The organism is Stenotrophomonas rhizophila (genome assembly GCF_001704155.1).
GTDB classification, from domain to species: domain Bacteria; phylum Pseudomonadota; class Gammaproteobacteria; order Xanthomonadales; family Xanthomonadaceae; genus Stenotrophomonas; species Stenotrophomonas rhizophila_A.
On record NZ_CP016294.1, the window covers coordinates 1048581 to 1063844 of the forward strand.

Annotated in this window: 13 protein-coding genes and 5 tRNA genes; 17 read left to right on the top strand and 1 reads right to left on the bottom strand. The window is 65.5% G+C overall.

The genetic code is table 11. The features are described from left to right. Positions 1-53 precede the first annotated feature (53 nt). From BAY15_RS04600 to ychF, 8 genes are all read left to right on the top strand, one after another. Entirely contained in the window at positions 54-1739 is a 1686-nt protein-coding gene (locus BAY15_RS04600; RefSeq protein ID WP_068849418.1) for a tetratricopeptide repeat protein, read from the top strand. Further along, entirely contained in the window at positions 1736-2395 is a 660-nt protein-coding gene (gene lolB, locus BAY15_RS04605) for a lipoprotein insertase outer membrane protein LolB (protein ID WP_068849420.1), read from the top strand. The genes BAY15_RS04600 and lolB overlap by 4 nt, the downstream gene beginning before the upstream one ends. Further along, positions 2392-3261 carry a 4-(cytidine 5'-diphospho)-2-C-methyl-D-erythritol kinase gene (ispE, locus tag BAY15_RS04610; protein WP_068849422.1) on the top strand — a complete coding sequence of 290 codons (870 nt, stop codon included), beginning with the start codon at positions 2392-2394 and terminating at the stop codon, positions 3259-3261. Before lolB ends, ispE begins: the two co-directional genes overlap by 4 nt. Positions 3262-3270: 9 nt before the next feature. Next, positions 3271-3347, top strand: a tRNA-Gln gene (locus BAY15_RS04615). Between the two features lie 134 nt (positions 3348-3481). Further along, on the top strand, positions 3482-4441 hold the full coding sequence (locus tag BAY15_RS04620; protein WP_038692467.1) for a ribose-phosphate diphosphokinase: 960 nt from the start codon (positions 3482-3484) through the stop codon (positions 4439-4441). Between the two features lie 114 nt (positions 4442-4555). Next, positions 4556-5173: a 50S ribosomal protein L25/general stress protein Ctc gene (locus BAY15_RS04625; RefSeq protein WP_068849424.1), complete on the top strand. Its 618-nt coding sequence runs from the start codon at positions 4556-4558 to the stop codon at positions 5171-5173. 81 nt (positions 5174-5254) lie between these two features. Beyond that, entirely contained in the window at positions 5255-5833 is a 579-nt protein-coding gene (gene pth / locus BAY15_RS04630; RefSeq protein WP_068849426.1) for an aminoacyl-tRNA hydrolase, read from the top strand. Positions 5834-5885: 52 nt separating this feature from the next. After that, positions 5886-6977 (top strand): redox-regulated ATPase YchF, encoded by a 1092-nt coding sequence (gene ychF / locus BAY15_RS04635; protein ID WP_068849428.1) that lies wholly within the window; start codon positions 5886-5888, stop codon positions 6975-6977. Positions 6978-7772: 795 nt separating this feature from the next. Here the strand turns inward: ychF and BAY15_RS04640 are convergent. Next, complete coding sequence (locus BAY15_RS04640; RefSeq protein WP_068849430.1) at positions 7773-10508, bottom strand: TonB-dependent receptor plug domain-containing protein; 2736 nt, start codon at positions 10506-10508, stop codon at positions 7773-7775. 231 nt (positions 10509-10739) lie between these two features. Here BAY15_RS04640 and BAY15_RS04645 point away from each other — a divergent pair, with 231 nt between their 5' ends. From BAY15_RS04645 to rplK, 9 genes are all read left to right on the top strand, one after another. After that, the gene (locus tag BAY15_RS04645) at positions 10740-11750 is read left to right on the top strand and encodes an isoaspartyl peptidase/L-asparaginase family protein (RefSeq protein ID WP_068854552.1); all 1011 of its coding nucleotides are present in this window, start codon (positions 10740-10742) and stop codon (positions 11748-11750) included. Between the two features lie 138 nt (positions 11751-11888). Next, positions 11889-11974: transfer RNA gene (locus BAY15_RS04650), tRNA-Tyr, on the top strand. Positions 11975-12012: 38 nt separating this feature from the next. After that, positions 12013-12086: transfer RNA gene (locus tag BAY15_RS04655), tRNA-Gly, on the top strand. Between the two features lie 47 nt (positions 12087-12133). Continuing rightward, positions 12134-12209, top strand: a tRNA-Thr gene (locus BAY15_RS04660). A gap of 40 nt (positions 12210-12249) precedes the next feature. Beyond that, complete coding sequence (gene tuf / locus BAY15_RS04665) at positions 12250-13440, top strand: elongation factor Tu (RefSeq protein ID WP_068849432.1); 1191 nt, start codon at positions 12250-12252, stop codon at positions 13438-13440. A 100-nt stretch (positions 13441-13540) separates the two neighbouring features. Further along, positions 13541-13616 (top strand) — tRNA-Trp (locus BAY15_RS04670). A 44-nt stretch (positions 13617-13660) separates the two neighbouring features. Further along, the gene (gene secE / locus BAY15_RS04675) at positions 13661-14065 is read left to right on the top strand and encodes a preprotein translocase subunit SecE (protein WP_068849434.1); all 405 of its coding nucleotides are present in this window, start codon (positions 13661-13663) and stop codon (positions 14063-14065) included. Between the two features lie 10 nt (positions 14066-14075). Further along, entirely contained in the window at positions 14076-14636 is a 561-nt protein-coding gene (gene nusG / locus BAY15_RS04680) for a transcription termination/antitermination protein NusG (RefSeq protein ID WP_068849436.1), read from the top strand. 199 nt (positions 14637-14835) lie between these two features. Then, positions 14836-15264 carry a 50S ribosomal protein L11 gene (rplK, locus tag BAY15_RS04685; RefSeq protein WP_068849438.1) on the top strand — a complete coding sequence of 143 codons (429 nt, stop codon included), beginning with the start codon at positions 14836-14838 and terminating at the stop codon, positions 15262-15264.

Sequence of the window (15264 nt, forward strand, 5' to 3'; positions counted from 1 at the left end):
TTGCGATAAGCTGCTGGCCATTCAAGTCGTCATTTTAAGGCCAGAAGCCCCCGATGCCCGCATTGATTCGCATCTCCAGCGTTCTGCTGCTGTCCCTGTTCACCGCCAGCGCCCTGGCGGCGGCCCCGGCTGCACCGGCTGGCAAGGCCGGAACGGCCGAACCGGCGTCGCTGACCCCGGTCATGGCCGGTGAGTTCGCGCTGCAGGCCGGCAAGCTGCCCGAGGCCGCGCGCTGGTACCTGGAGGCCGCCGAGGCGGGCCGTGACGACGCCGGCCTGGCCGAGCGCGCCACCCGGATCGCCATGCTCGCCGACGATGACAAGCGCGCCACCCGCGCGTTGGCCCTGTGGGAGAAGCGTGCGCCCCGTTCGTTGTCCATGCGCAGCGCTGCGGCCGCGCTGGACCTGCGCAAGGGCGATGTGAAGGGCGCGCGGACCGAGCTGGCCAGCCTGCTGCGTGACCCGGACCCGCGCGGCTGGAAGTTCGCACTGGCCGCGCTGGTCGGTGGGGGCCGCGACCCGGCCGCCGCCGCCGATGTGCTGGGCCGGCTGGTCGACGACAACGCCATCCCCAACCAGCTCGAGCCCTGGCAGGAATTCGGCCGGCTGGCCATGCGCATGGACCGGCCCGAGCTGGCCCGGCGCATGGTCGATGAAGTGGTGCGCCGCTTCCCCGGTGAGCCGCGCGTGGCGCTGCTCAATGCCAGCCTGATGTTCCAGGCCGGCAAGACCGACGACGCGCTGGCGGCGCTGCATTCGGTGGAGCCGCGCACCGCCGAAGACCCGGAGCTGCGCAATGCCGTGGCCATCGCCTACGACGCCATGGGCGATGCGACATCGGCCGAGCGCGTGCTCGCGGTCGGTCCGCAGAACGTGCAGACCTGGGGCATGCGCGCCTCGCTGCTGGCCAAGCAGAAGGACGATGTGGCGCTGCTGGCGCTGTATACCGATCTCTCGAAGCAGGCGACCAAGCCGGATCCGGCGCAGCGCCTGCTGCTGGGCAAGATCGCCGAATACCTCAAACGCCATGCCGAAGCGGTGGACTGGTACCTCAGCGTGCCGGGCGGCGAAGAGCGCGCCGAAGCGCGCCTGCGTGCGGCCAGCGCCCAGTACGAACTGGGCCAGACCGACAAGGCCTTTGCCGGGGTGCACGCGATCCAGTCCGACGCCATGATCGACGACGAAGCGCGGCGCGATGCCTACCTGCTCGAAGCCGAGCTGCGCCAGCGGGGCGATGACCTGCCGGGTGAGCTGGACGCGCTGGCCCGGGGCCTGGCCGCCTACCCGGACGAGAACGCGCTGCTGTATGCCCGCGCGCTGGCCTGGGAGCGCCGCGATGACGTGCCGCGCGCCGAAGCGGACCTGCGCAAGATCCTGGTGACCGAGCCGGAGAACGTGGCCGCGCTCAATGCGCTGGGCTACACCCTGGCCGACCGCACCACGCGCTACCAGGAAGCATTGGAGCTGATCGACCGTGCCCGTGTGGCCGAGCCGGACAACGCCGCCATCGTCGACAGCTACGGCTGGGTGCTCTATCGCCTGGGCCGCAACGAAGAAGCGCTGGTGCAGCTGCGCCGCGCGTGGACGCTGGCCAAGGACCCGGAAATCGCCGCGCATGTGGGTGAGGTGCTGTGGGTACTCGGCCGCAAGGACGAGGCCCGCCGTTTCTTCGATGAAGCACGCAAGCTCGACCCGGAAAACCGTGCGCTGCAGCGCGTGATCGAGAAATACGGCGTATGAACCTGATTCCCGTGAAGGCCGCCCTGGCGGCGGTCCTGGCCGTGTCGTTGTCGGCCTGCGTGTCACTGGACACGCGCAAGGCCCCGGCCGCCCCCGATGTGGTGACCACCGTGAGCACCGAAGCGCAGCAGGCAGAGGCCGCGCGCGTGGACGCGCTGCGCGCACAGCCGGCGTGGTCGTTCCAGGGCCGGGTCGCGGTCAGCAAGGGGCGCAACGGCGGCAGTGGTCGCATCGACTGGCAGCAGCAGGCGCGGCAATACGTGGTGTCACTCAGCGCGCCGGTCACCCGGCAGAGCTGGACCTTGAGCGGCGACAGCGAAAACCGCAGCGGGCGCCTGGACGGCGTGGACGGTGGGCCCCGCCAGGGCGAGGATGCGCAGCAGGTGCTGCTGGAGGCCACCGGCTGGGATATCCCGGTCAACCAGTTGCCGGACTGGGTGCGCGGCCTGGTCGCCGAAGGGGCCGGTGCCGAGCAGATCGATCGGGACGCCGAAGGCCGGCCGCGCCGCGTCCGCCAGATGGGCTGGGACATCCAATTCCTGGACTGGTACCCGGCCGAAGGCGACCGCCCCGTGCTGCCGCGGCGGATCGAGGCGGTCAATGGCGACGCCAAGGTGCGCCTGCTGGTCGACGGCTGGGTGCTCGGCAGCCCATGAGCGCGCTGGACCTGAACGCCGGCGGGCCGTGGTTTCCGGCCCCGGCCAAGCTCAACCTGTTCCTGCACATCACCGGCCGCCGCGCCGACGGCTACCACGAACTGCAGAGCGTGTTCCGGCTGCTGGACTGGGGCGACCGGGTCAAGCTGCAGGTGCGTGAAGACGGCCAGGTGCGTCGTGTGGGGCCGTCCGTGCCCGGCGTGGCCGAGGCCGATGATCTCGCCGTGCGTGCTGCGGTTCTCCTGAAAAATCATGCGAACGTCGCGCAAGGTGTGGATATCGCCGTCGAAAAGCGCATTCCTGCCGGTGGCGGTTTTGGTGGGGGTTCTTCCGATGCGGCGACCGTCCTGGTGGCGTTGAACGCGCTCTGGAAAACGGGTCTGGACGAAGACGCGCTGGCCGGCCTGGGCCTGCAGCTGGGCGCGGACGTGCCGGTCTTCGTGCGCGGCCGCAACGCCTGGGCCGAAGGCGTGGGGGAACAACTGACCCCGCTGGCGCTGCCGCCGGCCTGGTATGTGATCGCCGACCCCGGCGTTCACGTGCCCACGGCTGCACTTTTCGCCAGTCCCGATTTGACGCGCGACGCCCCAGTAGCGAAAATAGCGGACTTCGCTTCCGGGTCTTTGCTCGGGAATGCGTTCGAGCCGGTACTGCGCCGTCGCGAACCTGCCGTCGAGGCAGTGCTTATCGCGTTGGACAGGATTGGCCGGGCACGACTCACCGGGTCGGGAAGCGGTTGTTTCGTCGAGTTCGCCACGCGCGCTGCTGCAGAGCAGGGCCTGGCGCGGTTGCCGAAGGAACTGCGGGCATGGGTGGCTGCGGGCGTGGAGCGCTCGCCACTGCTTGATGTACTCGAGCGTTATTGATTTTGATGCAGGGGCGTCGCCAAGAGGCCCAAGGCACCAGGTTTTGATCCTGGCATTCGGAGGTTCGAATCCTCCCGCCCCTGCCACTTGCGGACGCCAACCGCGTTCCATGCGCATGCTGCGCGGACACGGTTGAACGGCCGCGGTGTTGTCACCGCAGACGTCCTCGGGCGCCGGCGGCAGAGTTCTCCGCCAATCGCTCCCGCCCGAGACCGTCATGATGCAAGATCACCCGAACCTGCTGGTATTTTCCGGCAACGCCAACAAGCGCCTTGCGCAGAGCATCTGCAAGGAACTGGGGGTGCGACCGGGAAAGGCGCTGGTGTCGCGCTTCTCCGATGGTGAAGTGCAGGTCGAAATCGAAGAGAACGTCCGCAAGCAGGACGTCTTCGTGATCCAGCCGACCTGCGCGCCCAGCGCCGAGAACCTGATGGAACTGCTGGTCCTGATCGATGCGCTCAAGCGCGCTTCGGTCAACAGTGTCACCGCCGTGGTGCCGTACTTCGGCTACTCGCGCCAGGATCGCCGCATGCGCTCCTCGCGCGTGCCGATCACCGCCAAGGTAGCCGCCAAGATGTTCAGCGCCGTTGGCGCCGACCGCGTCCTGACGGTGGACCTGCATGCCGACCAGATCCAGGGGTTCTTCGACATGCCGGTGGACAACGTGTATGCCTCGCCGCTGCTGCTCGCCGATATCTGGCGCGCCTACGGCACTGAAAACCTGATCGTGGTGTCCCCGGACGTGGGTGGCGTGGTGCGTGCGCGTGCCGTCGCCAAGCGCCTGGACGATGCCGACCTGGCGATCATCGACAAGCGCCGTCCGCGCGCCAACGTCTCCACCGTGATGAACATCATCGGTGACGTCGAAGGCAAGACCTGCGTGATGGTCGATGACATCGTCGATACCGCCGGCACCCTGTGTGCGGCCGCCGCAGCGCTGAAGGCGCGTGGCGCCCTCAAGGTGGCCGCGTACTGCACCCACGCCGTGCTCTCGGGCCCGGCGGTGGACAACATCAACAACTCCCAGCTCGACGAGCTGGTGGTGACCGATACCATCCCGCTGCGTGAAGAAGCGCGCGTGTGCAGCAAGATCCGCCAGCTCAGCGTGGCGGAAATGCTGGCCGAAACGATGCGCCGCATCGCCTTCGGCGAGTCGGTCAGCTCGCTGTACGTGGATTGATTCGTTTTTTTCCTGGCCGCCGGCAACGGCAGCCAGGGCCCCGGGGACGTCTGGTCGCGGACGTGCCCTTCATCGCCAAGCCACTCCGGCAAGGCAACAACTGGTAGAAGCAAAATGTCGAAGACCCATGAAATCAAGGTCACCAAGCGTGAACTGCAGCGTAAGGGTGCGAGCCGCCGCCTGCGTCACGCCGGTGTGATCCCGGCCATCGTGTACGGTGGCAACGCCGAACCGGTCGCCATCAGCCTGGACCACAACGCCACCTGGCTGGCCCAGCAGAACGAGTGGTTCTACTCGTCGATCCTGAGCCTGAACCTGGACGGCCAGATCACCAAGGTGCTGCTGCGTGACATGCAGCGCCACCCGCACAAGCAGCTGATCATGCACCTGGATTTCCTGCGCGTGGATGAGAACCAGGCCCTGACTGCTTCGGTGCCGCTGCACTTCCTCAACGAAGACACCTCGCCGGCCGGCAAGGCTGCCGACGTCGTGGTCACCCACGAACTGAAGGAAGTCACCGTCAGCTGCCTGCCGAAGGACCTGCCGGAGTCGATCGACGTCGACCTGGGCGAGCTGAAGGCTGGCGACGTGGTGTACCTGTCCAACATCAAGCTGCCGAAGGGCGTTGAGATCGTTGCCCTGGCCCAGGGCAAGGACCACGACGACGCCATCGTCACTGCCAAGCACGGCAAGGGCGAAGCCGCTGACGAAGAAGTGGCTGCTGCAGAGTAAGTGATTGCGGCGCCTGTCCCCCCGGGGCAGGCGCCGTTTCTGCATGTACCGGCACGACGCCGGTAGCGATGAAGAAGAGCGATGACAGGATTGCGATTGATCGTTGGCCTGGGTAACCCCGGACCCGAGCACGCCCAGACCCGGCACAATGCCGGGTTTCGTTTCATTGACGCCCTGGTCGCACAGGCCGGCGCGCGCTGGAGCGTGGACAGCAAGCTGTTCGGCGAGACCGCCAAGGTCGATATCGCCGGCCAACCGGTGTGGCTGCTCAAGCCCGCCACCTTCATGAATCTCAGTGGCAAGTCGGTCACCGCCGCCCAGCGCTTCTGGAAGATCGAGCCCGAGGAAACCCTGCTGGCGCACGACGAACTGGACCTGCCGCCCGGCGTGGCCCGGCTCAAGTTCGATGGCGGCCACGGTGGCCAGAACGGCCTGCGTGACACCATCCGCCTGCTCGGCCATGGCAGGTTCCACCGCCTGCGCATCGGCATCGGTCATCCCGGTCACAAGGACCGCGTGGTGCCATGGGTGCTCGGCCGTGCCAGCAAGGACGATGACGTGCTGATCGGGCATGGCATCGACGACGCCATCGACGTACTGCCGCTGGCCGTGCGTGGCGATTACAGTGAGGCGATGAAGCGCCTGCACACCCCGAAATAACCACGGCGTACCGACCGACGGTCGGTGCCTACCACCCCAGAGGTTGTCAAAGATGGGTATCAAATGCGGCATCGTCGGCCTGCCCAACGTCGGCAAATCGACCCTGTTCAATGCGCTGACCAAGGCGGGCATCGCCGCGGCCAACTTCCCGTTCTGCACCATCGAGCCGAACGTCGGCATCGTGCCCGTGCCGGATCCGCGCCTGAACGAACTGGCGGCGATCATCAACCCGCAGAAGGTCATCCCGACCGCCGTGGAGTTCGTCGACATCGCCGGCCTGGTCGCCGGTGCCGCCAGCGGTGAAGGCCTGGGCAACAAGTTCCTGGCCCACATCCGCGAAGTGGATGCGATCACCCACGTAGTGCGCTGCTTCGAGCACGGCGACATCATCCACGTGGCAGGCAAGGTGGATCCGATCTCGGACATCGAGACGATCGACATCGAACTGGCCCTGGCGGACCTGGACAGCGTGGAAAAGGCGCTGAACCGCGCCGAGCGCGCGGCCAAGGGTGGCGACAAGGATGCCGCGGCACGCAAGCCGGTGCTGGCGAAGCTGCAGGCTGCGCTGTCCGACGGCAAGGCGGGTCGTTCGGTGGGCCTGGACGAGGAAGAGAAGGCGCTGGTGCGCGACCTGTTCCTGCTGACGCTGAAGCCGGTGATGTACATCTGCAACGTGCTGGAAGACGGCTTCGAGAACAATCCGCACCTGGAAGCGGTGCGCGTGCACGCTGCGGCCGAGGGCGCGATGGTGGTGCCGGTCTCGGCGGCGATCGAAGAAGAGCTCTCGCAGCTGGACGACGAAGACCGCGACACGTTCCTGGCCGACCTCGGCCTGAGCGAGCCGGGCCTGAACCGCGTGATCAACGCAGCGTACAAGCTGCTCGGCCTGCAGACCTACTTCACCGCCGGCGTGAAGGAAGTCCGCGCCTGGACCGTGCGCAAGGGCGCCACCGCCCCGCAGGCGGCCGCCGTGATCCACACCGACTTCGAGAAGGGCTTCATCCGCGCCGAAACCATCGCGTATGACGACTTCATCAAGTACAAGGGCGAAGCCGGCGCCAAGGAAGCCGGTCGCCTGCGCCTGGAAGGCAAGGAATACCGCGTCCAGGAAGGCGACATCCTGCACTTCCGCTTCAACGTCTGATCGATCCGACGCTGATGTCCGCAACGCCCCGCCTTGAGCGGGGCGTTTGCGTTTGGGCGTGGACAATAATTAGCCACGCCCCGAAAGCACTGCGCGACAGGCTTCACCGCACTTGTCCACAGCAAACTCCCATGGCTTTCCACGCGCCATGTGGAAAACCCGCCGCCGGCATGGACAAATAATCACCATGCATTCGAAACCATTGCGGCACGGGGCTCACGCAGGCTTGTCCACAGCTAACTCCCACCGCTCTCCACGACCCCTGTGGAGAACATGCACGCTGCTGACGTAGCGCCGGGCTGCTTCACGCATATGGGCGAACAGCCTTGCTCTGCGAACGTACCTGGCTTGGGCCGTCGGGTGCGGGTTTGCGGGACACGCCGTAAATACGTCCTTGTAGGCTCGTAGAAAACATCCATGTTTTCTACGGTCCCGCAAACCCACCCCCGCCGACCCTCCGACAGTTGGTCGGTGGCCAGGGAAGGAGCGGAATTACCGTTGTTCGGCATGCTCCGGCATCGCCGGTAGGGTTGGTTCCCAAACAACCGCAGTGAACGTATCTACGTCCGGTAGCGCATGAATTGGATCGGAATGATCGACGGCCAACGGCCGTCTCCCGCGTTTCCCATGGCAACGACATACCGTCAAAGGCGGGTCGGGGCGGGTTTCCGGGGGTGTAGAAAACATGGATGTTTTCTACAAGCCCCCATGGATGGGTTCACGGCGTCCCCCGGAAACCCGCACCGTCCCGCCAAGCCAGACGATCGTTGCAGAACGGCTGTTCGCCTCACCCGCTTACAGCGCAGACCCACCAAACTTGTGCGTGTACTGCAGGTTCAACTGGCGGCCGACGGTATCGAACCACGACACGTCGTAATACGGGTACGACGTATAGGTCGCATCCTTCGGCGGCATCTTGTTGAACAGGTTCACCACCGACAGCGACAGGCGCGAATGGTCGTCGAAGCGGTACTGCACCGACAGGTTGTAGCGGTACGTCGCCTTCATCCACGGGCTGTCGCCGCTTTCCCAGTCGAAACTCTGGTCGTAGCTGTCGAAGCTCGGCAGCTTGCCCAGGCGCGAACCGTACAGCGTGGTCGACCACGCCGCGTTCTCCCAGGTCAGGCTGGCGCTGGTCTTGGTGCGCGGTATGTCGAAGCCGCTGTTGACCGCGAACTGGTCTTCCACCACGTCCCCGGCGAACTGCTGGAAATCATGGCGCTGCACCCAGGTGTGGTTGCCGCTCAGGATGAAATCACCCGCGCCGGTGGTCAGGCGGTAGCGCAGGCCGACGTCGATGCCGCGGGTGGTTTCGCGGGCGATGTTGATCGGGCTTACGTGCACCCCGTACAGGCGGCCGTCGTCGGTTCGGGTGACGCGGCTGATGGCGTCCACGCAGGTCGGCGAGCTGGCATCGGCATCGCCCAGGCGGCAGGCCGCCTCATCGCGCAGGATCGTGCTCACGTCCATGTCCTGCACCTGGTCGCGCATGTCGATGTCGAACCAGTCCACCGACAGGTCCAGGCCCACTGCGGGCGACCACACCAGACCGGCGCTCCAGGACGTGCTGGTTTCCGGATCCAGCTGGCGGTTGCCCTGGCGGGTGCGGATCAGGTTCTCTTCGTAATCCGAGCAGTCGTCGGCACCGTCTACCGCACAGGCGTAATAGTCATTGGCGCTGGTTTCATCGTTGCCCGGGCCGGCATACACATAGTGCAGGTCCGGCGCGCGGAACGCGGTGCCGTACGAGCCGCGCACCAGCAGCGAATCGATCGGCCGCCATTCGATGCCGCCGCTCCAGGTCGCCTTGCCGATCGTGTTGCCCGAGTAGCGGTACTGGTCGAAGCGGCCGGCCACGCTCACGTTGAGCGTGTCGTGCAGCGGCAGCCGCAGCTCGGCGGCGGTTGCCCAGCGGTTGCGGCTGCCATGGCCGTCCGAATCCTTCCAGCTGTAGTAGTAGTACTGCGTGGCCAGCGGATCGGGATTGAGCGCGTAGGACTGGTTGCCGAACTCGGCGGTGGCCGCAAAGCCGGCCTTTCCGCCGGGCAGCTCGAACAGCTCGCCGTTGGTCAGGGTCAGCGCGGCGGTATCGGTGCGCGACTTGGGCGTGTAGGTGGTGCGCGCGGCGATCGAATCGTACTCGGCGCGGGTCAGCGGCCGGTACAGGCGCGCCGGGTCGGCGTTGTAGATCGGGAAGCCATCGTCGTCCTCGCCCAGCTGCGGGCCCAGGAACAGGTCGTTGGCCTTGGCCGCGATGATCTGCGGCCAGCGGATCGATGACTGGTACTGCGAATGACTCAGCGAGGCCTCGTAATCCCAGGCCGCGCCCAGCGAGCCCTTGAACCCGGTGGTGACACTGAAGGTCTTCTGGGTGCTGCGGATCATGCCGTTGCTCAGCCCGCCCATTTCCTCCGGCGAGAACTGGCGCTGCCAGAACTCCACCTGGTCGGTGGCCTGGTTGTGGAAGTAGCCGTCCTCGTTGCCATCCGGCGCCATCAGCCCCCACTGGGTCACGTCGCGCATCAGCGCGATGTCGTGGTAGCCCAGCTGTACGTCGGCGAACCACTCCGCGCCATTCTCGAAGCCGTAGCGCAGCGAAGCGTAGCCGTTGGCGCCACGACGCTTGCTCAGGATCGTGCCGTAGCCGATCGAGCGGTCGCTGCCGCAGTAGAAGCCGTATCGCGCGCGCTCGGCGTAGTAGGTGCTGCCCTTGTTCTGTCCGGCCAGCGCTTCGCAGGTGGCCTGGCCCGGGTCCAGGTAATCGTCGTTGTAATCCGTGCGCAGGTAAGCGCGGCGCGCGGCGCGCGCGCTGTCGGTGGGGGCGTCGAGGGTGGAATCCTGCTGCGCGCGCTCATAGGCCCACAGCGGGGTCTGCGACTGCAGTTCCAGGCTGTAGACCGCGCTGAACTTACCCGCATCGAAGCCGCTCGCGATGCTCATGTCGAACGACTCGCCACCGCCCTCGGTGGTGGTGCCCATGCGCACGTCCACCGTGGTGCCATCGACCTGCTTCTTCAGGATGAAGTTGACCACGCCGGCGATCGCGTCCGAGCCGTAGATGGCCGACGCGCTGCCGGTCAACACTTCAATCCGGTCGATCATGCCCAGCGGGATGTTGGAGACGTCGGTGAAGTTGCTGCGGCCCTGGAACGGCATCGGGAAGTCGGCGATCCGGCGGCCATTGACCAGCACCAGGGTGTGGTTCGGCCCCAGCCCACGCAGGTCGACCTGCTGCGCGCCCGGTGAGAAATCGGCGCCGCTGGCGGACTGCTGGCTCTGGGTCTCGCCGCCGTTCTGGGTCATCGAACGCAGTACGTCCGGCACGCTGGTGAAACCGCTGGCCTGGATCTGCTCGGCGGTGATCACCGTCACCGGGGCGGGGCCTTCAACCTGCGCGCGCGGAATGCGCGAGCCGGTGACCTGCACCGTGTCCAGTTGCTGCACCCCGGGGGCCGGGGCCTGCGCCGCCGCAGTTGCGGCCACACCCATCAACGCCAGCTGGATCGACCACGCCATCGCCTGTTTACGCATGAGAATTCCCAACAAGAAAGTAGGCCTCAGGGGAGGCCGCGACCCCCATTCACATTCGGTGAACGGACGGCGCGCATTTAACGCCTTTTTTACGCTGTTCACCACTGCCGCGTCTTCAGGAAGCGGCTGACGCCGATTTCCGGCCCCAGCCACGGCCTGCATGGCTTTCGGCCGATGCAGGTGGGCGTGCGGCGCGGGCATGATGGGGGTTCACCCGCTCCGGTCATCGCCATGTCCCGTCGATCCGCCCTCCTGCTGTCCCTGTGCCTGCTCAGCCCCCTCGCATTGGCCGCCGAACCGGTGCTGGTCATCCATGGCGGGGCAGGGGTGCAGCGCAAGGATCTCTCGGCGGCCGAGGAAAAGGCGGCGCGCGCGGCACTGAGCCAGGCGCTCATCAAGGGCCACCAGGCGCTGGCGGCCGGCAAGCCGGCGCTGGACGCGGTCACCGCCGCCATCACCGTGCTCGAGGACGATCCGACCTTCAATGCCGGCAAGGGCGCGGTGTTCACCCATGACGGGCGCAACGAACTGGATGCCGCGCTGATGGACGGCGCCAGCCTCAAGGCCGGCGCAGTGGCCGGCGTGCAGCGCGTGCGCAACCCGATCCTCCTCGCCGAAGCGGTGATGCAGCACTCCCCGCACGTGATGATGGTGGGCCAGGGTGCCGAGACCTTCGCCGCAAGCCAGGGCATCGCGCTGGTGGATCCGTCCTACTTCCGCACCGAAAAGCGCTGGCAACAGCTGCAGAAGGCGCTGAAGGAAGAGGCCAGCGGCCAGGCCCATGCCGATCTGGAAACGGCCCGCCACTTCGGCACCGTGGGCGCCGTCGCGCTGGACAGCCAGGGCCACCTGGCCGCCGGTACCTCCACCGGTGGCATGACCAACAAGCGCTACGGGCGGGTGGGCGACTCACCGATCATCGGCGCCGGCACCTATGCAAACGCCACCTGCGCCGTGTCCGGCACCGGCTGGGGCGAGTACTACATCCGCACAGCGGCGGCGCACGACATCTGCGCGCGCATGCAGTACCTGAAGCAGGGCCCGGAAGAGGCCGGGCGCGAGGTGATCAATACGCGCATTCCCGCGCTGGGCGGCGATGGTGGTGCGATCGTGCTGGGGGTCGATGGCCGTGCCGCCACGCCGTTCAATACGCAGGGCATGTATCGCGGCTGGATTGGTGCCGACGGCGTGCCGCACGTGGCGATCTTCGCGGACGAAACGCTGACGCTTCCGGGCCAATAGCCCGCGTTGTCAGGGCAAATTGCGATTGGTGTGAAAAATTTCAAAAAGGTTGTTGACAGAACCCGCATTCACCCCCAAAATTCACGGCTCTTCCACCCCACACCGAAAACGCTTCGGCGCCACGGGACAGGGTGGTAAGGAGGGATACCCAAGCGGCCAACGGGGGCAGACTGTAAATCTGCTGGCTTACGCCTTCGGTGGTTCGAATCCACCTCCCTCCACCAGTTTCATGCAGTTTCAAGTTGTGGCAAGAGCTTCCGATGCGGGAGTAGTTCAATGGTAGAACCTCAGCCTTCCAAGCTGATGGTGCGGGTTCGATCCCCGTCTCCCGCTCCATTGAATGGATTTGAATATATTCAAATTCGTGCCATAATTCAAAACTCGCTCACGTAGCTCAGTCGGTAGAGCACCTCCTTGGTAAGGAGGAGGTCGAAGGTTCGATTCCTTTCGTGAGCACCATCTTAGTGCCACCATTCAGACGATTTCGAGATAAGCAGCCATGGCCAAGGGTAAGTTCGAGCGCACCAAGCCGCACGTCAACGTCGGCACCATCGGTCACGTCGACCACGGCAAGACCACGCTGACCGCCGCACTGACCAAGATCGGTGCCGAGCGCTTCGGTGGCGAGTTCAAGGATTACTCCTCGATCGACGCCGCGCCGGAAGAAAAGGCCCGTGGCATCACGATCTCGACCGCACACGTCGAATACGAATCCCCGACCCGTCACTACGCCCACGTCGATTGCCCGGGCCATGCTGACTACGTCAAGAACATGATCACCGGTGCTGCCCAGATGGACGGCGCGATCCTGGTCTGCTCGGCCGCTGACGGCCCGATGCCGCAGACCCGCGAGCACATCCTGCTGTCGCGTCAGGTCGGCGTGCCGTACATCGTCGTGTTCCTGAACAAGGCCGACATGGTGGACGACGCCGAGCTGCTGGAACTGGTCGAAATGGAAGTCCGCGAGCTGCTGAGCAAGTACGACTTCCCGGGCGACGACACCCCGATCATCTCGGGCTCGGCCCGTCTGGCGCTGGAAGGCGATCAGAGCGAGATCGGCGTGCCGGCCATCATCAAGCTGGTCGAGGCGCTGGACACCTGGATCCCGCTGCCGGAACGTGACGTGGACAAGACCTTCCTGATGCCGGTGGAAGACGTGTTCTCGATCTCGGGCCGCGGCACCGTGGTGACCGGTCGTATCGAGCGCGGCGTGATCAAGGTCGGCGAAGAAATCGAAATCGTCGGTATCCGCGACACCCAGAAGACCACCGTGACCGGTGTGGAAATGTTCCGCAAGCTGCTGGACCAGGGCCAGGCAGGCGACAACGCCGGTCTGCTGCTGCGCGGCACCAAGCGTGACGACGTCCAGCGCGGCCAGGTGCTGTGCAAGCCGGGTTCGATCAAGCCGCACACCGAGTTCGAAGGCGAAGTCTACGTGCTGTCGAAGGACGAAGGCGGCCGTCACACCCCGTTCTTCAACGGCTACCGCCCGCAGTTCTACTTCCGTACCACCGACATCACTGGCGCCGCCAAGCTGCCGGAAGGCGTCGAGATGGTGATGCCGGGTGACAACGTGAAGATGGTCGTGACCCTGATCAACCCGGTCGCCATGGACGAAGGCCTGCGCTTCGCGATTCGTGAAGGCGGCCGTACCGTCGGCGCCGGCGTGGTCTCCAAGATCATCAAGTAATCTGCACTACCGGCGGCAGCACAGCGCTGCCGGTCTCGCGAACGGCGGGCCGGGAACCTCGGTCCGCCTTCGCCGTCTCAGGGAAGGCAGTTTTTTCAGTACGCCAGTAGCTCAATTGGCAGAGCAGCGGTCTCCAAAACCGCAGGTTGGGGGTTCGAGTCCCTCCTGGCGTGCCACTTCTCCCTTCCAGCGGCCATGCCGCCTCAGCAGCCAGAGCCGGATGAACAGCAAGATCGAGCATTCCAAGGACACCTCCACCGGGGGTGACATCGTCAAATACGCCGCCGCAGTGCTCCTGGCACTTGCGGGTCTTTTTGCGTGGTTCTGGTTCGGCATGCCCGAGCATGCGGTCCAGAATGCCTGGTCCGGTCCCCTGCGTGGCCTGGGTGTCGCCATCGGCCTTGCTGCCGGTTTCGGCGTATTCATGCTGACCGCCAAGGGTCGTGACACCCGTGAGTTCCTTTCCGAATCCCGCTTCGAGCTGCGCAAGGTGGTCTGGCCGACGCGCCAGGAAGCCATCCGCATGACCTGGGTGGTGATGGTCGTGGTGATCATCCTCAGCCTGCTGCTCGGCGGCTTTGATTTCTTGATTCAGAAAGCGATCCAGTTGTTCCTGGGTCGATAAGGAGAAACCTGTGAAGCGTTGGTATGTCGTTCACGCCTATTCAGGCTTCGAAAAGTCGGTGGCGCAGGACCTGCGCGGCCGCATCGAGCGTAATGAGAAGCAGGAATTCTTCGGTGACGTCCTCGTCCCGACCGAGGAAGTGGTTGAGATGCGTTCCGGCCAGAAGCGCCGTTCCGAGCGCAAGTTCTTCCCCGGTTACGTCCTGGTCCAGATCGAGACGCACGAAGAGAACGGCATTCCCCGGATCGAGAGCGAAAGCTGGCATCTGGTCAAGGAAACGCCCAAGGTGCTGGGCTTCATCGGCGGCACCGCCGATCGTCCGCTGCCGATCGCTGATCACGAGGCCGAGGCCATCCTGAACCGCGTTCAGGAAGGTGTCGAAAAGCCCCGTCCGAAGGTGCTGTTCGAGCCGGGCCAGATGGTCCGCGTCACCGAAGGCCCGTTCAACGACTTCAACGGCGTGGTGGAAGAGGTCAACTACGAGAAGAGCCGCCTGCGCGTCTCGGTGCTGATCTTCGGTCGTGCCACCCCGGTCGAGCTCGAGTTCGGCCAGGTCGAAAAGGCCACCTGATCCGACGGCCGCGCCTGTTCACGCGGCGGCCTGAAAATCTGATATAGTGCGCGGCTTCCTGCCAGGAAGCTGGCAAAAGCAAAGGGCCGCCGCGAGGTGGCCTTCTGCATGAATTCAAAAACGCGATGCCGGGACGCGAGATTCCCGGTCCGATGGGGAGCCTGTGGTCGCAAGGCGCTAGCACCCGGAGAGTATTCACATGGCAAAGAAAGTAATTGGTTACATCAAGCTGCAGGTGAAGGCCGGCCAGGCCAACCCCTCGCCGCCGGTCGGTCCCGCGCTGGGTCAGCGTGGCCTGAACATCATGGAATTCTGCAAGGCCTTCAATGCCGCCACGCAGAAGCTCGAGCCGGGTCTGCCGGTTCCGGTGATCATCACGGCCTATTCGGACCGTACGTTCACCTTCATCACCAAGAGCACCCCGGCCACCACGCTGCTGAAGAAGGCCGCTGGCGTGAGCTCGGGCTCCAAGCGCCCGAACACCGACAAGGTGGGCAAGGTGACCCGCAAGCAGCTGGAAGAGATCGCCAAGGCGAAGGAAGCTGACCTGACGGCCGCCGACCTGGACGCCGCCGTGCGTACGATCGCTGGTTCTGCCCGTTCCATGGGCCTTGTGGTAGAGGGTTAA